The sequence below is a fragment of the Streptomyces sp. H51 genome, from assembly GCF_035656535.1.
GTDB lineage: Bacteria > Actinomycetota > Actinomycetes > Streptomycetales > Streptomycetaceae > Streptomyces.
Map to the genome: position 1 here is coordinate 68,521 of NZ_JAYMHD010000073.1, position 18,663 is coordinate 87,183.

An 18,663-nucleotide genomic window follows, 5' to 3' on the forward strand; every position below is an offset into this window, starting at 1 on the left:
TCATGCCTCGCTCTGCGCGCCGGACCGGGAGCGGGCCACGATGGACGAGGCGGTGAAGTTGACCGCCAGGGTGAGCAGGAACAGCGCCAGGCCCGCCGCCATGAGCGCCGACATGCCGAAGGTGGACGCGTCGCCGTAGTGCAGGGCGATCAGCGAGGACACCGAGTTGGAGCCGGTCTGGAGGATGTGCGGCTGGATCACGAAGACCGGCGAGATGATCAGGTACACCGCGATCGTCTCGCCGAGGGCCCGGCCGAGGCCCAGCATCGTGCCGCCGATGACGCCACCCTTGCCGTACGGCAGGACGACCGCGCGGATCATGCCCCAGCGGGTGGCGCCCAGCGCGTACGCCCCTTCCCGTTCGCCGGCCGGGGCCTGCGTGAACACCTCCCGCATCACCGAGCACTGGATCGGCGCGACCATCAGCGCGACGACGATCCCGGCGACGAAGGTGGAGGCGGTGTAGACGCTGTCGGAGGCGAGCGGATCGCCGGACCGGGTGCCGTCCACCGTGAACAGGGGGATCCACCCGAACCAGTCGGACAGCCAGCGCGACAGCCCGATCACGTGCTGCTGCAGGAAGAACAGCCCCCACAGCCCGTACACCACGGACGGCACGGCCGCCATCAGGTCGACCATGGTCACCAGCGTGCGGCGCAGCCGGCGCGGGGCCACCTCGGAGATGAACAACGCCGTGCCGAGGGCCAGCGGCACGGAGAGCGCCACGGCCACCGCCGCGATCAGCAGGGTTCCGGTGAGCACCGCCGCGATGCCGAACCGGTGGACGTCCGGCTGCCATTCGGCGGTGGTGAGGAACGCCCACCCCCTGACCCGCAGCGCCTGACCGGCCCTCAGCAGCAGGAAGAGCCCGACGGCCGCCATGACGGCGAGAACGGCGACGCCGGTGGCCGTCAACTGAATCCGGAGGATCCGGTCACCGACACCCCGGCCGGTGTACAGCCGCCGTGGCTCGAATCTGCCGGATCTGTCGGACTCTTCTTCCTCAGCGGACTCCATGAAACGCACGCCCCTACAGATGAAACGACTCTCCGCGCACGGAGCCGAGTGGCTGCCGCGCGAGGAGAGTCAATGGCCGAACCTTTTCGAACGCGCCTTTCACATGTGGCCGGACCGGGAACAGATCATGTCTTCTCTGTGCGCCTCGTGTGGGCATGGCGCTTGCCCGGCCGACGCGACGTGACGGTGCCGCACGCGGCGTGCGGCGGCGAAGCCGTGGGCCGGTGCCGGGCCCGGCCCGGCATGGGGCCGCGCCGAGACCGCCGAAGCGGCGGCAGGCGGGCGGTGCCGTGGGGGAGGATGACCGCCATGACGGACGAAGGCTCCAGCATCGACCCCACCACCCCCAGCATCGCCCGCGTCTACGACTATCTGCTGGGCGGCAAGGACAACTACGCCGTGGACCGGGAGATCGGCGACGTCTTCAAGCGTGACCTTCCGGGGTCGGTCGCCATCGCCTTCGCCAACCGGGCAGCCCTGATACGCGCGATCGCGCAGATTGCGACGACCACCGACGTGCGGCAGTTCGTCGACCTGGGCAGCGGCCTTCCCACCGCGGACAACGTCCACCAGGTCGCCCAGCGGCACGCCCCCGAGTCCCGGGTCGTCTACGTCGACACCGACCCGCAGGTCCTCGTCCACGGGCGGGCCCTGCTGGAGCAGAACGACAGGACCCGGGTCGTCATGGCGGACGTCCGCAATCCCGCGGACGTCCGTACCCACCCCGGCACCCTGGAACTGATCGACTTCGACCGCCCGGTCGCCGTCGTCCTCAGCGCCGTCCTGCACCACGTCAACGACGACGAGGACCCGGCGGGCATCGTCCGCCACTGGCGCGACCACGTGCCCTGCGGCAGCTACTTCTTCGTCAGCCACTTCCGCTCCGGCGACAACCCCGAGACGGAGGAGGCCGAGCGGACGCTGCAGCGGACCTTCGGCCGCGGCCGGTGGCGCACGGACGCCGAGATCGCCGCCCTGCTGGAGGGCCTGGACATCCTCGAACCCGGGATCGTGCCCGCACCCCTGTGGCGTCCCGACACCGCCGACAGCCTGTGGAGCGACGGCGGCGAACGCGAACTCACCGTCTGGGAACGGCTCATCGTCGCCGCGCTGGCCCGCAAGCCCTGAACGATGCCCCCGTCGCCCGGGCCTCGCCCCGCTGACCGCGTTCCTGTCGCAGGCAGGCAGGCAGGCCGGGCTCCGGGGCCGGCCACCGGCCTGCGGCCTGCGGCCTGCGGCCTGCGGGAGCGAGCGGGGACCGGCCGCCTGAATGGGCCGCCGGTCCCCGGAGGCCCGATGAATCACCAGGGCGTGGAGCCGTGGGGGAGCGTCAACGCCGAGTCGGTGTGGAGCGTGACGCGCACCGGTGTGAAGGTGGCGGCGTCCACCGGCGATTCCCCGGTGCCGGGGTTGCGGGCGTAGCGGGGGTGGGCGCCTGCGCTGATCTGCCAGCGGATGCGGTGGCCGACGGCGAAGCGGTGCGCGCCGGCGCTCATCGGCACGGTGATCTGCGCGGGCGCGTGTCCGGTCGTCCGGATCCGGCCCAGCCCGTCGCAGACGTTGATGGAGCGGCCTTGTGCGTCCACGTCGCACAGGCGGGTGAAGACGTCGGTGTGCCCGGTGTCCGTGGAGATGTTCAGCCGTGCGGAGACCGGGCCGAGGATGTCCAGCGGCTCGGTCAGGGGTGGACCGGTGAACGTCAGGACGTCGTCCCGGGCTTCCAGGGCGCGGTTGTCGCGTGGGCCGGAGGTGCGGGAGAGCAGCGGGCCGCCGAACGACGGGGTGGGGTCGGCCGGGTCGTAGCGGAACGATGTCAGGGGCGCGGAGTCCGTGCCGGGCTGGCGGGTGAGGTGCCCGCCGGCAGCGGGATACCAGGAGGAGGTGGCGGCGGGCTCCGACGGCCAGTCGTCGAGGTCCCGCCAGACGTTTTCGCCGCCGACGTACACGCGCACCGCGGTGGGACGCAGGCCGGAGGGCTCGGCGCACAGGTGGGCGCGCAGCCAGGCGAGGCTTTCGGCGAACACCTCGGGCCATCCCTGCCGCAGGGCCGAGGTGTGGGTCCAGGGGCCGACCAGCAGGGCGGTCTCACATCCGGCCTGACGCATCCGGTGGTACTGCTCGAAGGTCTGGTCGGCCAGGGCGTCGTGCCATCCGGTGATCAGAGCCGTGGGCACGCCGAGCCGCTCCGCCGACGCCGCCGTCGACGCGCCGCGCCAATAGGAGTCCTCGGCGTCCGGGTGTGTCATCACCTCGTCCAGCCAACCCACTTCGCCGCCGAGCGCGGACGTGTACGCCCCGCGCAGGGGCTGTGCGGTGGTGACGTCGTGCAGGCGGCGCCGCAGGCGCAGCGTCGCCTTCACGAACGGGGCCAGCCCCTGGTGCTGGTAGGTCATGCTCACGCCGACGGCGAGGGCGTTCTCCAGGCGCAGCGCGCCGTCCGCGTGGAACAGGGCCCAGGGATCGTGCAGCCCCACCTGCATCACCATCGCCTTGAGTTCCGGCGGCGGGTCCGGAGCGAGGGCCCATTGCACGTATCCCAGGTAGCTGGGGCCGACGGTGCCCAGCGTTCCGTTGAACCAGGGCTGCTCACGCAGCCAGGACACGGTGGCCCGGCCGTCGGCGGCCTCGTTGCGCCACAGGTCGAACGCGCCGCCCGAGCCACCGGTGCCGCGGCAGCTCTGCAGAACCACGTGGAAGCCCTGTTCGGCGAAGAGCAGGCCGTACATCGGAGACCACGGCAGGCCTCGGCCATAGGGCGAGCGGACCAGGAGGGTCGGGAAGTCGCCCTCCGCACGCGGGAAGTAATGGTCGGTGATCAATGGGCTGCCGTCGCCCGCCGGCACCACCAGCCCCGGCTCCCATCCGACCCCGTGCCGTCTGGCCGGCAGACCCCGCCAGGTCGCCTTCGTCATCCGTGAGGACAGCGGCGGCTTTCCGGCGGGCGGTACCCGGACTCGTCCGGCCGCGGCTTCGGGCTTGCTCGATGACATCGTTCCCTCCCTCTATTCCGTACGCTGTACGAGAATAGAGGATGCTTGGATGACCTTCACAGCGACCGCCTCCACGACCACAGGAAGGAGCGCGAGGCCGTGTCACACGACGTCGGGCCCGGCGCCGCGGGCGTCGACCCCGAACAGCTCTGGCTGCGCCCCGTGGCGCCCCGCAGGGGCCGCCGGCCCACCTTCAGCCGGGAGGCGATCGTCGTGGCGGCCGTCGCTCTGGCGGACGCGGAGGGGCTCGAAGCGGTCACCATGCGACGGGTGGCCGCCGAGGTCGGAGCCGGCGTCATGTCGCTCTACAGCTATGCCCCTGACAAGGAGACGCTGCTGGAACTCATGGTCGACCACGTCAGCGGCGAGCTGACGGTCACGGACCCGCCCAGCGGCGACTGGCGTGCCGATCTGAAGGCCGTTGCCCACCTGCAGCGCGCCCACATGCTGCGTCACCCCTGGCTGCCCGCCGCCCTGTCCGCCCGTCGGGTGCCGGGCCCCAACACGCTTGCGTTCCTGGAACACGCGCTCGCCGTCCTGAGGCCCACCGGGCTGGACGGTGCGGCGAAGCTGGAGGTCTTCGCCCAGCTCACCGCGTTCGTGGCCGGGCACGTCGCCCACGAGATCGCGCAGGCCGCGCTCTCACGCGTCCCGGACAGGGCGGCGGCGGAGGCCCGCTACCTGGCCGCTGTCGCCGCCGACGGCCGCCACCCGGAACTCGCCGAAGCCCTCTCCGCCCCCCGCCGCCCCCTCACTCCCGAAGCGACCTTCACCCGCTTCCTGGGCCGTCTGGTCGACGGCCTCGCCACCGACTGACGCCACCGGGCACGTGACCGTGTTGTCGCGGCAGGTGCGGCGTTCCTGCGGACACCCGAGACCGGGGCAACCAGGCATGCGCTCTTCCGGCGTCGCCGATGGACCGCCTCGCGGCTGTCCAGGGCAGATCTGTGGTCCCGTCAGGGAGCTTCCTCGGGATCGGTACGACGTGCCTCGATCCAGCGACGCAGGAGCGGCAGCAAGACGTTGGGAGCGGTGGACCGGACCACGCAATCCGAAGCTCCCGACTCGATCGCCGACTCCCGATTGCTCCTGGTCGCCGTGGCCGTCACCGCGATGATCGCCAATCCGGCGAACGCGGGCATGTCACGGATCGCCGTGATCGTCGCCAAGCCGTCCCTCTCCCGTGTCACGATGTCGATCAGGACGACCGCCACGTCGTCCTGCTGCTTCAGGATTTCGATGGCCTCGCGACCGTTCTCGGCGGACAGCACGTTCAATCCGTACTGTTCCAGGACGGCGGTGATCGAAAACAGATGACGGATGTCGGCGTCGACTATCAGCACTTTCTCACCGCCGACTGGGATGTCCGAGCCGGGCCCTGTTCCTGCGGGCTGCTTCGGACTGCCCCATCGGTCAGGGCCGGAGGCGTTGGAGCCGCGTGGCGCGAAGAGCGCGGGGACATCGTCGTGAGCCTGTGCGGGCGGGAAGGTGCGCGGTGGCAGTCCGCTCGGGCGCAGTGGCAGGTAGATGGTGAAGTTCGAGCCGCGTCCGGGCTCGCTCTGTGCATGGATCTCACCGCCGAGCAGTCGGACGACCTCCCGCGCGATGGACAAGCCCAGGCCCGTACCGCCGTATGATCGGCTGATCACGTCGCCCCCTTGCGTGAACGCCTCGAAGATCACCGGAAGTCTGTCAGCCGTGATCCCTATGCCGGTGTCGGTCACGGAGAATGCGACCAGTTCCCCGTCGGGACGTGAGAGAGAGCCGGCCTCCAGCAGATGTTCCCTTACGGCCAACGGGATATCCGGGCCGGCAGGCAGTATGGCCAGTTCCACCGATCCGGACTCGGTGAATTTCACCGCGTTGGACAGCAGCTCCCTTACCGCCCGCGACAGCCGCCGCTCATCGGTGAGAAACGTGTCGGGAAGGACGGATGCGACGCGCACGGTGAATTCGAGCTTCTTCTCTGCGGTGAGTGGCCGGAACCTGGCCTCGAGGTGGTGGGCGAGCTGCGTAAGCGATGCACTGGTGGCCGCTACGTCCATCTTTCCCGATTCGGCCATCGACAGGTCGAGGACGTCATTGGTCAGCTGAAGGACGTCTCTGCCGGTGGAGAGGATCTCCTGGGCAATTTCGAGCTGCTTCTGTGAGAGATGTGCCTCTGAATCTTCGGTGAGCAACTCGGCCAGGAACAAGAGGGAGTTGAGAGGGGTCCGTAATCTGTGTGACATATCGGATATGAAGTCGGATTTGAAACGCATGGAGACGGCTAAGCGCTCGGCGCGCTCTTCCAGGACCTGACGTGCCATCTCGATCTCGGTATACTTCATCTCGATGTCGCGGTTTCGCTGCGCCAGAATTTCGGCCTGTTCCTCCAATTTGGCGTTGGATTCATGTAGGTATCTCTGTCGCACTTCCAGTTCGGCCGACCGCTCACGGAGTTGCTCGGTCAGTTCCTGGGATTCGCTGAGCAGTTGCTGGGTCTTCTGCTGTTCGAGAATCACTACGCTGCTGAGTTCGATGAGATCGGCGACTTCGTGAGGGATGTCGGACCGGCGTTCACTCAGCCATTGCTGCGCTTCGGACAACCGGGTGGCGGACAACAGGTCCCCGTCTCGGGCGCGTTCCTCCATCATCGTCAGCCATTGCTGGAAGTCCGCGTCTTCTTCGACCCATGTCGACAGCCTGCGCCACTCGCGGATCAGCGCCTCGTGGGCGATCTCCGCCGTCTCGGGGCCATCGGATCCCAGGATGACCAGACGGCGGTCCGGGTCCGCGAGCAGTTGAGCGATGTACCAGTCATTTCCGAGGTAGGAACGGTCCGCCGTGACGCGGACGGCGCTGGAAGATCCGCCACGGGCCCGAATCATCGAAAGGAGTGCGCGTCGGATGCGTTGTTCGTCCAGACGGAGTTGGTGCCGTAGCCAGTGGTAGGCCTTCTCGGCGTGCTGGTTCAGTGCTCCGGATACGCCTCCGAGGCCGTAATAGCTGTCAAAGGTGATCTGGCGCTCGCGCTGCAGGGGCCACAGTTCGGTCAGGGTGAACTCCAGCAGCGGCAGGCTTCCCGCCGCCCTGCTCGCTTCAGAAGCGATCTGTTCGGCCAGCCCTGGGCTGAAGGCCACGCCGGCCAGCTGTGCAGGTTCCACGATCACGCGCGTCAACGCGGTCACGTCCAGCGGAGAGACGTTCAACTGCCGATCTTGCAGCCGGGGCCCGATATGGGGCATTTCAAGCAGATCGGGCAGAAAGTCGGCGCGCAGTGTGCAAACCAGACGGACATTCGCATCCTGCACCGTGTCCGGTGGTGGGAACAGATGCTGCAGGAATTCCAGCGCCTTCTCGGTGTCCGGACTCGCGCTCAGTACTTCCTCGAATTGATCCCCGATGAGAGCCAGGCGTTTGCCCGTCAGCAGTGCGACCCGCGAAGCCACCGGCCAGAATCCGTCTTCCCGCAGTATCCGGGCGCGGTGGTCCAACTGCTCAAGGGAATGGTTCGCTCCAGGATGCTCAAGATCCAGCAGGGCACGGGCAACCGACTCGTACGGGGTTACTCCCGGCCGAAAGGAGGCCACGCTCCATCCGTCGGCCGCGAGTGCGGGCTGCAGACCTGCCGCGACAAGGGAGGACTTGCCTACTCCGGACGGACCCGTGACCACGACGAGCGGCTGCCCCTTGACCATGTCCCGGAGCCGTTTGACCTCGCGCTCGCGCCCCAGGAACACGCCGGCCTGAGCGTCCGCGGCCGTGAACGCCTGAAGTCCTCGGTAAGGACAAGGGGGCAGCACCAGCCGGCCCAGAGCCTCGGGCCATACCGCCGCCACTTCCGACAGAGGTACGGCATAGGCGTCTTGTGCCGCGCCTGCCCTGCTGGCGATGGCGAGCATCCCCACCGCTGCATCGCCCCAGCGATCCGTCGCCACGACCGGCGAGCCGCTGTACCCGGGCTGAGCTCGCAAAGCTGCCTCGGCGCGGGCGTCGAGCTGGATCAAGCCACCGCCGACCGCTCCTCGAATCGAGCACGTGGCCCAAGCGCCCTTGTCTCTTCGGTCGGGGTGGCTCGGATAGCCGAACACCGAAACCTGAGCGTCGGGGGCCTGGCCCGTGCGCGCGTCGACCAACCGTGCCGGCCCTGCGCCAACCGGCAGTGTGTCTCCGCCGACAACCACCAAGCCGGCTACATCACGTCCGGAGGCGACTGATCCTTCAGGAGGATCCCATGCCGCCACCCGGCAGATGCGCAGCGGTGCGCCGTCGACGTCGCCGAGAAGCACGAACTCGACTTGAACGCGTGCGCCGTCGTCAGGGCGCTCATGGTGGTGCTTGTCGCGGCCGAGCGCCGCGTTGACGACATGTGCACAGGTGACGATGTACCGGTCCCCGACAACGAACCCGAGGCCGACAGGAGCCCCGGAGGCCGGCGGCCGGATCGCTACGATGAAACCCTCCCGCCGCGCGTGCACGTGGATCAGGAGTTCTTCCAGACCACCCGGACGGCGAAGTTCACCTCTGTCGTCCCCCTGGCGATGATCACGCCGCTTTCGCCGCCGATCTTCAACCCGAACTGGATTTCCATCTCATCCGGACTGAGTTCTCGAACGGTCGCGGAGACCTGGGACAGAGCCGGCTTCACCCGGTCCAGTGCTTCGCGGAGCGACGTCTGGGCACGTGCCATCAGTCCGTCGTCCGCTGCGAGCTCCAGGTCCGATCCGCCTGAGCCGGGCTCGACTTCGAAGACGGCGGTACCGTCGCCGTCACCGTCCACCGCCATCACGACGAGTTCCGCCACAGTGCCCCCCAGCGCCCAGCCGATCCCAGTCCTGGGGTCGGCAATGATTTTTATCATCTTGAGCTATAAAGCGGCGGCGTCGCAGGGAAATCCAGGTCCTCTTCGTACGGGCCGGGAGCCGGTGGAGCGCGTTCCGCCGGGCGCGGGGGAGTGGTGGCCGGCGGCGGCTCGGGGCCGCTCGCCGAATGGACCGTCGGGGAGGGCGGCTGCGCGAGTGAGGGGCGGGTGGGCGCTCAGCGGGCCCCGGCCGTCTCCGCCGGGACGTCGGCCGGGGCCCCGGCCGGGACGTCGGCCGGGGTGTCGCGCAGGCCGAGGCGCAGGTGCTCCACGTGGTAGAGGGCCTGCTCCAGCAGCTCGGCGACGTGGTTGTCGTACAGGGCGTAGATGACCGAGCGTCCCCGGCGCTCGCCGGTGACCAGGCCGAGGTTGCGCAGCAGGCGCAGTTGGTGGGAGCAGGCGGACTGCTCCATGCCGACGGCGTCGGCGAGCTCCGTCGCCGCACAGGGGCCTTCCTGGAGGCGGGACAGGATGCGCAGCCGGGACGGGGTGGCGAGGGCCTGGAGGGTGGCGGCCACGTCGGCGGCGCCCACGGTTTCCAGGCGCTCGCGCGCGGTGGCGGTGGTCTTGGCGTCAGCTCCGTGGCCCATGGCACTCATCCTACGGAGCGCGGACCCGTGGATACATGAAAGTCTCTTCATGTGATCCTGTACGGTGAGGGGAGCGGCGCCTCCACCGGGCCGACCGCTGCCTCGTCGTACCTTCTCGAAGGACCTCCGCTCCGATGACCTCCACCCTCGCCTCCGCCCCCGCCGACCGGGCGGCGTCCGCGCGCGACACGGGCACGCCCCGGCGCGGCACCCGCCTCCTCGCCCTGCCCGAGGCGCGCTGGGCCGCCTTCGCCGCGGTCTGCTTCCTGCTCGCGCTGCCGGCCCAGCTGACCGGCGCACCGGCCTGGGCCTGGGGGCCGCTGTACGCGCTGACGTACGCGGCCGGCGGCTGGGAGCCGGGACTGGCGGGCCTGCGGGCGCTGAAGGAGAAGACCCTCGACGTCGACCTGCTGATGGTCGTCGCCGCGCTCGGGGCGGCGGCGATCGGCCAGGTCATGGACGGCGCGCTGCTGATCGTCATCTTCGCCACGTCCGGCGCGCTGGAGGCGCTGGCCACGGCACGCACCGCCGACTCCGTGCGGGGGCTGCTGGATCTCGCGCCCGCCACGGCGACCCGCGTCGGCGCGGACGGCGCCGAGGAGACCGTCCCCGTCGAGGAACTGTCCGTCGGCGACACCATCCTCGTACGGCCCGGCGAACGCATCGGCGCCGACGGCCGCGTACTCGACGGAGCCGGCGAGGTCGATCAGGCGACCATCACCGGCGAGCCGTTGCCGGTCGCCAAGGAGAAGGGCGACGAGGTCTACGCCGGCACCCTCAACGGCACCGGCGCCCTCAGCGTCCGCGTCGAGCGCGACGCCTCCGACACGGTGATCGCACGGATCGTGCGCATGGTGCGGGAGGCGTCCGAGACCAAGGCGCCCACCCAGTTGTTCATCGAGAAGGTCGAACAGCGCTACTCGCTGGGCATGGTGGCCGTGACCCTCGCCGTGTTCCTGGTCCCGCTCGCCCTCGGCGCGAACCTCACCGACTCGCTGCTGCGGGCCATGACCTTCATGATCGTGGCCTCGCCCTGCGCGGTCGTGCTGGCGACCATGCCGCCCCTGCTGTCCGCGATCGCCAACGCCGGGCGGCATGGTGTTCTGGTCAAGTCGGCCGTCGTCATGGAGAGGCTCGGACAGATCGACGCGGTGGCGCTCGACAAGACCGGCACCCTCACCCAGGGCACCCCGAGGGTCACCGACATCCTGCCGCTGACCGGATCCGGCCTGGACGAGGACGGGCTGCTGGTCCTCGCGGCCGCCGCGGAGCACCCGAGCGAGCATCCGCTGGGGCACGCCGTCGTGGACGCCGCGCACCGGCGCGGGCTCGCCCCGCCGACGGCGGAGGACTTCGACTCCACGCCCGGTGTCGGCGTGACCGCCACCGTCGACGGACGCGTGGTCGCGGTCGGCGCCCCGGCCCGGCTGCTGAACGGCGCGACCGACGCGGACTCCGCGCGGGCGTCGGTCCTGGCCGGTGGACTGGAGGACGACGGGCGCACCGCGGTGGTGGTCACCGTGGCCGGTACGCCGGTCGGCGTGCTCGGCGTCGCGGACCGGCTGCGCCCCGACGCCGGTGCCACCGTCGCCTCCCTCACGCTCCTCGCCGGGACCGCGCCGATGTTGCTGACCGGCGACAATCCGCGCGCCGCCGCCCGCCTCGCCGCCGAGGTCGGCATCGGGGACGTGCGCGCCGGACTGCTGCCACAGCACAAGGTGGGCGCCGTGCGGGAGCTGGCGGACACGGGCCGCAAGGTGATGATGGTCGGCGACGGCGTCAACGACGCCCCGGCGCTGGCGGCCGCCCACACCGGCGTGGCCATGGGCCGGGCAGGCTCCGACCTCACCCTGGAGACCGCCGACGCCGTCATCGTCCGCGACGAACTCGCCGCCGTCCCCGCCGTGATCTCCCTGTCCCGCAGGGCCCGCAGACTCGTCGCGCAGAACCTGGTCGTCGCCGGTGTCTTCATCACGGGCCTGGCGGTCTGGGACCTCGTCGGCAACCTGCCGCTGCCGCTCGGTGTCGCGGGCCACGAGGGCTCCACCGTCATCGTCGGCCTCAACGGGCTGCGACTGCTGCGCGAGGCGGCCTGGAAGCGGGCCGCCGGATGAGCCGCCGCAAGGCCCCCGCCCAGGCGGCGGCGCCCCGGTGCACGGTCACCGTGTGCCGGGGCTGCTGCTGCGGCACGGCCAAGATTCCCGGCGTCGACCACGCCGCCCAACTGGCCGCGCTGAAAGCTCAGCTGGGGCCGGTCGCCCAGGTCAGGGCGGTGAACTGCCTGGACGCCTGCGAGCACGCCAACGTCATCGTGGTGCAGCCGTCCCCGGCCGGGCGGGCCGCGGGCGGGCGGCCGGTCTGGCTCGGGCTGGTCAACGACCCCGACGCGACGGCCGACATCGTGACGTGGGTCAGGGCCGGAGGTCCGGGCGTCGCCGATCCGCCGGTGATCCTCGACCTGTACGAGTTCGGTCCGTCCCGGCGCGTACGGCGCTCGGTGGAGGACTGAACCCCAGGGGCACGGCAGCCCGGTTCCCCAGTGCCCGGTTGCCCAGTGCCCGGTTCCACGGGGCCCGGTGCCCGGTTCCCCGGTTCCCCGGTCCCGCGTCCCGTCTCCCCGGCCTTCGAGACCGGGGAGACGGCCCCCGGGCCCTGGCCGCGCCAGATGCGGCATGACGTAGATCACTGCGCCCGAGGCCCGATCTTGGAATGTGCGGTCTGCCGTCACCGCTGCACCCTCAGAGGCCTTCCCTGCCCCGGGGTGGGCCGGGCAATGGTGCGCGGCGCGGCAGGCCACAGGATCCGGACGGTTCCGGTCCTTTCTGCCGTCCTGCTCCTGTACCGCGCTCTTCGAAAGGTTCTCCCGCACCATGCCCCTGGCTCTGCTGGCGCTGGCCGTCGTCGCCTTCGGTATCGGCACGACCGAGTTCGCCACGATGGGGCTGCTGCCCCAGATCGCCGACGGGGTCGGCGTGTCCGTGCCGCACGCCGGCAACCTCGTGTCGGCCTACGCGCTCGGTGTCGTCGTCGGTGCACCCGTGCTGACCGGCATCGGCGCCCGGGTGCCGCACAAACGGCTGTTGCTGCTGCTGTCCGGGCTCTTCGTGGTCGGCAACGTCGCATCCGCGCTGGCTCCCGACTTCGCCCTGCTGTTCGCCGCGCGTTTCCTGGCGGGCCTGCCGCACGGCGCTCTGTTCGGCGTGGGCGCCGTCGTCGCCTCCCGGCTCGTCGCCCCCGAACGGGCCGCGCGCGCCGTCTCGAAGATGTTCCTGGGACTGACCGTCGCCAACATCGTCGGAGTCCCCGCCGGCACCGCGCTCGGCCAGCAGTTCGGGTGGCGGTCCGCCTACGGCGCGGTCGCCGTCATCGGCCTCCTCGCGCTCGCCTCGATGGCCCGGTTCGTCCCGCACCAGCCGCGCGGCCGGCGGTCCGGCGTCCGGCACGAGCTGCGGGCCATGGGCAACCGGCAGGTCGTGATCGGCCTGGCCACGGCCGTGGTGGGCTTCGGCGGGTTCTTCGCCGTCTACAGCTATCTGGTGCCGATGCTGACCCGTGTGACGGGCATCTCCGACTCCTCGACCACCCTGGTCCTCGCGCTCTACGGCGTCGGCATGACGCTCGGCACCCTGATCGCCGGCCCGCTCACGGACCGCGCGCTGCGGCCGACCCTGTACGGGGGGCTTGCCGCGCTCGCCGCGGCGCTGGTGACGTTCTGCTTCACCGTGCACAGCACCGTGCCCGCCCTGGTGACGATCACCTTCATCGGCGCGATGGGCGCCTTCATCACCACGCCGGTCCAGATGCTGCTCATGGCCAGGGCGAAGCACGCCCCCACGATGGCGGCGGCCTCCAACCACTCCGCCTTCAATCTGGCCAACGCGGGCGGCGCCTGGCTGGGCGGCCTGGCCATCTCGGCGGGCTGGGGCTGGACCTCGCCCGCTCCGGTCGGCGCCGCGCTGGCCGTGGCGGGCCTCGGTCTCGCCGTCGTGGGAGGCGTCCTCGACCGCGGCGGCCCGGACTCCGAGGTGGTCGTCTCCTCCGGCGCCGAGGCCCCGGCCGACGCCGGACACGCCGCGACCGGGCAGCCCGTGAGCGAGGCGGCGGGTTCCTCCCGTACGTAGGCGGCAGGTCGGGGAGCGGGGACAGCCCGCACGCCCGCGCACGCCCCGGCATCCGTCGGGCCCCCGCGGTCGCCGGGCTACCGCGGATCGGTGGCGGACCTGGCCTCCTTCTCCGCCGCGGGCTTGATCGCCTGCAGCGCCGCGCGCATGACGATCCCGGCACCGGGCGACACGAGCGTCCAGTAACGGGCGAAGCGCCGGGTGGTGGCCTGGTCGGTGCAGGCCGTGCGCGCCTCGTAGGTCAGCAGGCAGCGGCGGGTGCCGTAGGGGTGGACGACCAGCGCGGCGGCGATCTTCGCCCAGCCCGGCTCCGCGAACTCCACGAAACCGCCGGGCTCGACCCGCCGCCACTGGATGGACGGCTGCCACACCTTCCCGACGGCGCCGAAGACCAGCTCCCGCCCCGGATCCTCGGCCAGCCCGACCCACGGCTGCTCCGGCTCGCGCGGGTCGGGCCGGTCGTGCCGCTCCTCCTCGTCCGTGGCCGTGTCGAAGAGATCGGCCAGCCGCAACGAGGGCGGGGGCGGGGCGGGGTCGCCGCGCAGCCGGTCGGGCACGCCGCGTGCCCGGGCGGCCAGTTCGAACAGCGGGGAGTGGACCGTCAGAAGGTCCAGCTCGCGCGCCGCCCGATAGGTCTGTGACGGTCCCGCGGCGACGGCCGTGCACTCCAGGCGGCTGAAGCGGAAATCCGGCAGGACGCTGTCCAGCAGCAGCGGTCGTGCACCGGTGTTCGTGTCCATCGCAACCTCCTCCGGCCGACGTTTCCAGTGTGGTCGGCGAGCGGCTCCCCGGCGCGACAGGCGGCCGGAGCGGGCCGGCGGCGGGGAACCGGCGCCCGGAGGGCGCCCGCGACGCGCGTACGGGCAACCTTCAGGGCCTTCATCGGCGTGGAGGTGGGTGAGGACGGCCTGAAGGGGGCGGCGCGCGTGCAGTTCATCGAGGTGACGGAGCTGGCCGGCGTGCGGTCGGCGGTGACCCGCTTCGAACGGCCGGGGACGGGGCTCGCCTTCCTGCTCTTTCCCATGATCCATCTGGCCGAGGAGACCTTCTACCGGGAGGTGACCGCCCGGCTGCGTGACCGCTGCGACCTCGTGATCGCCGAGGGCGTCGGTGAGGGCTCGGCGGGCGCCGACGCCCTGGTGGCGTCGTACCGACGGCTGGACGGTCACGAGCGGCTGGGGCTGGTGGTGCAGGACATCGACTTCGACGCGCTCGGGCTGCCGGTGGTGTGCCCGGACATGAGCGGCGACCGGTTCCAGGAGGGCTACCGGCGACTGCCGTGGAAGGAACGGGCGATGGTGGCCACGGTCGTCCCCGCCGTGACGGCGGGGATGCGGCTGCTGGGGACACGCCGGTGGCTCGCCCGGCACCTGGCGACGGAGGACCTGCTGAGCGAGGCCGAGGAGGCGGCGGCGGACCTCTGGCCGGGCCTGGACGACCTGGTGCTGCGTCGCCGTGACCGGCTGCTGGTCCGGTCCCTCACCGACTTCGACCGGGGCTACGCGGGCCGGAGCGGCCCTTTCACCGTGGCCGTGGTGTACGGCGCCGCCCACATGCGCGCCGCCTCCGAGGCCCTGACCGCACTGGGCTACCACGCCTCGGACGCCGAGTGGATCACCGTGTTCGCCTTGGAGGATGTCTGACGCATGCCCGCGGTGTCGCTCATTCGTCGGACACCCCCGGACCCGCCCGCCGTGCCCCGGCCTGGACGGCCGGGACACCGCCCCCGCCGCCGGGGGAGGAGGCAGCGGGCGGGTCCGCTGGGGGCGGGCTCAGCGGAAGGCGGCGATGCCGGTCAGGGCGTTGCCGATGACGAGGGTGTGGACCTCGCTCGTGCCTTCGTAGGTGAGGACGGACTCGAGGTTGTTGGCGTGACGGATCACCGGGTACTCCAGCGTGATGCCGTTGGCGCCGAGCACGGTGCGGCACTCGCGGGCGATCCGCAGGGCCTCGCGGACGTTGTTGAGCTTGCCGAGGCTGATGCGCTCGGGGGTGATCTGCCCGGAGTCCTTCAGGCGGCCGAGCTGGAGGGCGAGCAGCATGCCCTTGCCGAGTTCCAGGCTCATGTCGGCCAGCTTCTGCTGGGTGAGCTGGAAGCCCGCCAGGGGGCGGTTGAAGACCGTGCGGTCGGCGGCGTAGGCGATCGCGGTCTCCAGGCAGTCGCGCGCGGCTCCCAGGGCGCCGAAGACGATGCCGAAGCGGGCCTCGTTCAGGCAGCCGAGCGGGCCGGACAGGCCCCGCGCACCGGGGAGCATCGCGTCGGCGGGCAGGCGCACGTCCTCCAGCACGAGTTCGCTGGTCACGGACGCCCGCAGGGAGACCTTGTGCTTGATGTCGTTGCGGGTGAAGCCGGGGGTGCCGGCGGGGACGAGGAAACCGCGCACGCCGTCGTCGGTGCGGGCCCACACCACCGCGATGTCGGAGACGGAGCCGTTGGTGATCCACATCTTGGTGCCGTTGAGGACCCAGTCGGAGCCGTCGCGCTCGGCGCGGGTGCGCATGGCGCCCGGGTCGGAGCCGGCGTCCGGCTCGGTCAGTCCGAAACAGCCGATGAGCCGGCCGGCGGCCATGCCGGGCAGCCACTGCTGCTTCTGCTCCTCCGAGCCGTACGCCCAGATGGCGTACATCGCGAGCGAGCCCTGCACGGACACCAGGCTGCGCAGACCGGAGTCGACGGCCTCCAGCTCCAGGCAGGCCAGGCCGTAGGAGACGGCGCTCGTCCCGGCGCAGCCGTAGCCCTCCAGGTGCATGCCGAGAACGCCCAGCTCACCCAGGGAGGCCGCGAGTTCGCGCGCGGGGATGGCGCCCTGCTCGAACCACTCGGCGACGTGCGGCCGCAGTTCGCGTTCGCCCATGGCGCGAACGGTGTCGCGGATGTCCCGCTCCTCGTCGCTGAGCAGGGTGTCGATGGCGAACAGGTCGAAGGGGTGGACGGGGGAGGTCGTCATCGAGGTCTCTCCTGACGGCTGACAACAGCGGCTGACTGTGGATACGATCCCAACCGATCGATTCGGATATCGGATCTTGGATCCAATCGGCAGCGTAGCCTCAGACGGGGCCGCTGCCAAGACACGAGAGGAGAGCCACATGCCGTCCGACCGTCCGCAGCCCGAGCAGGCCCTGTCCGGTATTGTCGTCGCCGACTTCGGCCGCGTGCTCGCCGCCCCGTACGTGACGATGCTGCTCGCCGACCTCGGCGCCGAGGTCATCAAGATCGAACGCCCCGGCGCCGGCGACGACACCCGTGCCTGGGGCCCGCCCTACGCCGACGGCGAGGCGACCTACTTCCTCGGCGTGAACCGCAACAAGCGCTCGGTGGCGCTGGACCTCACCGACGCGGACGGCAGGCGGGCCGCCCAGGAGATCGCCGCCCGCGCGGACGTGCTGGTGGAGAACTTCCGCCCCGGCACGATGGACCGCCTGGGCCTCGGCTACGACACCCTGCGCCCGCTCAACCCGAAGCTCGTCTACTGCTCGGTGACCGGATTCGGCGCCGGCCGGGGCGCGGCGCTGCCCGGCTACGACCTGCTGGTGCAGGCGATGGGCGGCCTGATGAGCGTGACCGGCGAACCGGACGGCCACCCCACCAAGGCCGGCGTCGCGCTCGTCGACGTCATCACCGGACTCCACGCCGGCATGGGCATCCTCGCCGCACTGCGCCACCGCGAGCGCACCGGCCAGGGCCAGCGGGTGGAGGTCTCCCTGCTCACCTCGCTGCTGTCGGCACTCACCAACCAGGCCTCCGCCTACGTGGCCGGCGGCGTCGTGCCGCGGGCCATGGGCAACCGCCACCCGTCGATCGCGCCCTACGAGGTCGTCGAAGCCCAGGACCGCCCCCTGGTGCTGGCCGTGGGCAACGACCGCCAGTTCACCGCCCTGTGCGCGGAGCTGGGCGTGCCCGAACTGGCCCGCGACCCCCGCTTCGCCACCAACCCGGCACGGGTGGCCCACCGCACGGAACTGCTCGCCGCGCTCGACGGCCCGCTGCGCAGCCGCCCCGCCGACGCGTGGTTCGAGGCCCTCACCGCCGCGGGCGTCCCCTGCGGTCCGATCAACGACCTCGCGGCGGCGTTCGCCCTCGCCGACGGCCTGGGCCTGCAGGCCCGCGTCCGCATCGACGACCCGCACCGCGACCTTCCGGTGGAGCAGGTCGCCAACCCCATCCGGCTGGATGTCACCCCCGCCGCCTACCGCAGCGCACCGCCACGCCTCGGCGAGCACACCCAGGAGGTCCTGAGCGAACTGGGCCTCGCCGACCCGCAGGACGCCACCGCCTAGGATGAACGTCCGCAGCCGACCGGCCCCTTCGCGCACTGGAGACACCCCGCCATGACCAGCCCCACGCACCGGCGGCGCCCGCCGACCGCCCAGCAGTTCGTGCTGGCGGAGGTGCGCCGGGCCATCACCAGCGGGCAGCTGGAGCCCGGCGCCCCCATCCGGCAGGAGGCCCTCGCCGAACAATTCGGCGTCAGCCGCCTGCCGTTGCGGGAGGCGCTGAAGAGTCTGGAAGCCGAGGGCCTGGTCGTCCACGAGGCGCACCGGGGCTACTTCGTCGCCGAGTTGTCCCTCGCGGACCTGCGCGAGGTCTACCGCATCCGGCAACTCCTGGAGGCCGAAGCCGTCCGCCAGGCGTCCGAGCACCTGGACGGGCCGGCCCTCGCGGCCCTCGAAGCGGCCCAGCACGAGGTCGAACAGGCAGCCGCGGCGGGCGACGTGTCCGCCATGACCGCGGCCAACCGCCGCTTCCACTTCGCCCTCTACGCAACCGCCGGCATGCCACGACTGGCCAGGCTCATCACCACCCTCTGGGACGCCACGGACGCCTACCGCTCCCTCTACTACGGCGAGCCCGCCAACCGCGAACACGTCGTACAGGAGCACCGCACGATCCTGGACGCCCTGCGCGGCGGGGATCCCGAGCGAGCGGTGCGACTCCTCGACGAGCACCGCTCCCACGCCGTCGCGGCCCTGGAGAGCGTGCTCCACCAGGACTGACCGCCCCACGCCGGCTCGGACGTCCGCGCGCCTCTCCTCCGACGCCCGCGGACTCCCCGCTCCGAACATTCGCGGACTCCCGACGTCCGCGTACCTCCTCCTCCGAC

15 protein-coding genes are annotated in these 18,663 nt (G+C 71.4%); 8 read left to right on the forward strand and 7 right to left on the reverse strand.

Annotation, left to right across the window (positions count from 1 at the left end; all coding sequences use genetic code 11):
- Entirely contained in the window at nucleotides 1–1,017 is a 1,017-nt protein-coding gene (gene pstC / locus VKA29_RS26415; protein WP_324788486.1) for a phosphate ABC transporter permease subunit PstC, read from the reverse strand.
- A gap of 309 nt (nucleotides 1,018–1,326) precedes the next feature.
- On the opposite strand from pstC, the gene VKA29_RS26420 reads away from it, so the two are divergent.
- Nucleotides 1,327–2,145, forward strand: a complete 819-nt coding sequence (locus tag VKA29_RS26420) for an SAM-dependent methyltransferase (RefSeq protein WP_324788487.1) — start codon at nucleotides 1,327–1,329, stop codon at nucleotides 2,143–2,145.
- Nucleotides 2,146–2,318: 173 nt separating this feature from the next.
- Here the strand turns inward: VKA29_RS26420 and VKA29_RS26425 are convergent, their stop codons facing one another.
- Nucleotides 2,319–3,929, reverse strand: coding sequence for a CocE/NonD family hydrolase (locus VKA29_RS26425; protein WP_324788514.1), 1,611 nt, complete (start codon nucleotides 3,927–3,929; stop codon nucleotides 2,319–2,321).
- A gap of 177 nt (nucleotides 3,930–4,106) precedes the next feature.
- Between VKA29_RS26425 and VKA29_RS26430 the strand changes: the two genes are divergently transcribed.
- Entirely contained in the window at nucleotides 4,107–4,823 is a 717-nt protein-coding gene (locus VKA29_RS26430) for a TetR/AcrR family transcriptional regulator (protein ID WP_324788488.1), read from the forward strand.
- Between the two features lie 140 nt (nucleotides 4,824–4,963).
- Here VKA29_RS26430 and VKA29_RS26435 read toward each other — a convergent pair whose 3' ends face one another.
- From VKA29_RS26435 to VKA29_RS26445, 3 genes are all read right to left on the reverse strand, one after another.
- A complete protein-coding gene (locus VKA29_RS26435; protein ID WP_324788489.1) occupies nucleotides 4,964–8,467 on the reverse strand; it encodes an ATP-binding protein in 3,504 nt (1,167 codons plus the stop codon).
- 5 nt (nucleotides 8,468–8,472) lie between these two features.
- Entirely contained in the window at nucleotides 8,473–8,793 is a 321-nt protein-coding gene (locus VKA29_RS26440; protein WP_324788490.1) for a CU044_2847 family protein, read from the reverse strand.
- A gap of 233 nt (nucleotides 8,794–9,026) precedes the next feature.
- Nucleotides 9,027–9,440, reverse strand: coding sequence for a metalloregulator ArsR/SmtB family transcription factor (locus VKA29_RS26445; protein ID WP_324788491.1), 414 nt, complete (start codon nucleotides 9,438–9,440; stop codon nucleotides 9,027–9,029).
- A 134-nt stretch (nucleotides 9,441–9,574) separates the two neighbouring features.
- On the opposite strand from VKA29_RS26445, the gene VKA29_RS26450 reads away from it, so the two are divergent.
- The 3 genes from VKA29_RS26450 (at nucleotide 9,575) to VKA29_RS26460 (ending at nucleotide 13,561) form a co-directional block, all read left to right on the forward strand.
- A complete protein-coding gene (locus VKA29_RS26450; protein WP_324788492.1) occupies nucleotides 9,575–11,554 on the forward strand; it encodes a heavy metal translocating P-type ATPase in 1,980 nt (659 codons plus the stop codon).
- Nucleotides 11,551–11,949 (forward strand): (2Fe-2S) ferredoxin domain-containing protein, encoded by a 399-nt coding sequence (locus VKA29_RS26455; protein WP_324788493.1) that lies wholly within the window; start codon nucleotides 11,551–11,553, stop codon nucleotides 11,947–11,949. The genes VKA29_RS26450 and VKA29_RS26455 overlap by 4 nt, the downstream gene beginning before the upstream one ends.
- Nucleotides 11,950–12,310: 361 nt before the next feature.
- Nucleotides 12,311–13,561: an MFS transporter gene (locus VKA29_RS26460; RefSeq protein WP_324788494.1), complete on the forward strand. Its 1,251-nt coding sequence runs from the start codon at nucleotides 12,311–12,313 to the stop codon at nucleotides 13,559–13,561.
- Nucleotides 13,562–13,638: 77 nt separating this feature from the next.
- On the opposite strand, the gene VKA29_RS26465 is transcribed toward VKA29_RS26460, so the two are convergent.
- A complete protein-coding gene (locus VKA29_RS26465; RefSeq protein ID WP_324788495.1) occupies nucleotides 13,639–14,301 on the reverse strand; it encodes a hypothetical protein in 663 nt (220 codons plus the stop codon).
- Between the two features lie 186 nt (nucleotides 14,302–14,487).
- On the opposite strand from VKA29_RS26465, the gene VKA29_RS26470 reads away from it, so the two are divergent.
- Nucleotides 14,488–15,204 carry a hypothetical protein gene (locus VKA29_RS26470; RefSeq protein WP_324788496.1) on the forward strand — a complete coding sequence of 239 codons (717 nt, stop codon included), beginning with the start codon at nucleotides 14,488–14,490 and terminating at the stop codon, nucleotides 15,202–15,204.
- 129 nt (nucleotides 15,205–15,333) lie between these two features.
- On the opposite strand, the gene VKA29_RS26475 is transcribed toward VKA29_RS26470, so the two are convergent.
- Complete coding sequence (locus VKA29_RS26475; RefSeq protein WP_324788497.1) at nucleotides 15,334–16,509, reverse strand: acyl-CoA dehydrogenase family protein; 1,176 nt, start codon at nucleotides 16,507–16,509, stop codon at nucleotides 15,334–15,336.
- 139 nt (nucleotides 16,510–16,648) lie between these two features.
- Here VKA29_RS26475 and VKA29_RS26480 point away from each other — a divergent pair, with 139 nt between their 5' ends.
- Together VKA29_RS26480 and VKA29_RS26485 are read left to right on the forward strand one after the other, a co-directional pair.
- Nucleotides 16,649–17,839: a CoA transferase gene (locus VKA29_RS26480; RefSeq protein ID WP_324788498.1), complete on the forward strand. Its 1,191-nt coding sequence runs from the start codon at nucleotides 16,649–16,651 to the stop codon at nucleotides 17,837–17,839.
- A gap of 51 nt (nucleotides 17,840–17,890) precedes the next feature.
- On the forward strand, nucleotides 17,891–18,556 hold the full coding sequence (locus VKA29_RS26485) for a GntR family transcriptional regulator (RefSeq protein ID WP_324788499.1): 666 nt from the start codon (nucleotides 17,891–17,893) through the stop codon (nucleotides 18,554–18,556).
- Nucleotides 18,557–18,663: the final 107 nt, after the last annotated feature.

Coding starts and splice junctions, on each gene's coding strand:
- pstC (WP_324788486.1), bottom strand. CDS start 1,017: ATGGAGTCCGCTGAGGAAGAAGAGTCCGACAGATCCGGCAGATTCGAG.
- VKA29_RS26420 (WP_324788487.1), top strand. CDS start 1,327: ATGACGGACGAAGGCTCCAGCATCGACCCCACCACCCCCAGCATCGCC.
- VKA29_RS26425 (WP_324788514.1), bottom strand. CDS start 3,929: ATGACGAAGGCGACCTGGCGGGGTCTGCCGGCCAGACGGCACGGGGTC.
- VKA29_RS26445 (WP_324788491.1), bottom strand. CDS start 9,440: ATGGGCCACGGAGCTGACGCCAAGACCACCGCCACCGCGCGCGAGCGC.
- VKA29_RS26450 (WP_324788492.1), top strand. CDS start 9,575: ATGACCTCCACCCTCGCCTCCGCCCCCGCCGACCGGGCGGCGTCCGCG.
- VKA29_RS26455 (WP_324788493.1), top strand. CDS start 11,551: ATGAGCCGCCGCAAGGCCCCCGCCCAGGCGGCGGCGCCCCGGTGCACG.
- VKA29_RS26460 (WP_324788494.1), top strand. CDS start 12,311: ATGCCCCTGGCTCTGCTGGCGCTGGCCGTCGTCGCCTTCGGTATCGGC.
- VKA29_RS26465 (WP_324788495.1), bottom strand. CDS start 14,301: ATGGACACGAACACCGGTGCACGACCGCTGCTGCTGGACAGCGTCCTG.
- VKA29_RS26475 (WP_324788497.1), bottom strand. CDS start 16,509: ATGACGACCTCCCCCGTCCACCCCTTCGACCTGTTCGCCATCGACACC.
- VKA29_RS26480 (WP_324788498.1), top strand. CDS start 16,649: ATGCCGTCCGACCGTCCGCAGCCCGAGCAGGCCCTGTCCGGTATTGTC.
- VKA29_RS26485 (WP_324788499.1), top strand. CDS start 17,891: ATGACCAGCCCCACGCACCGGCGGCGCCCGCCGACCGCCCAGCAGTTC.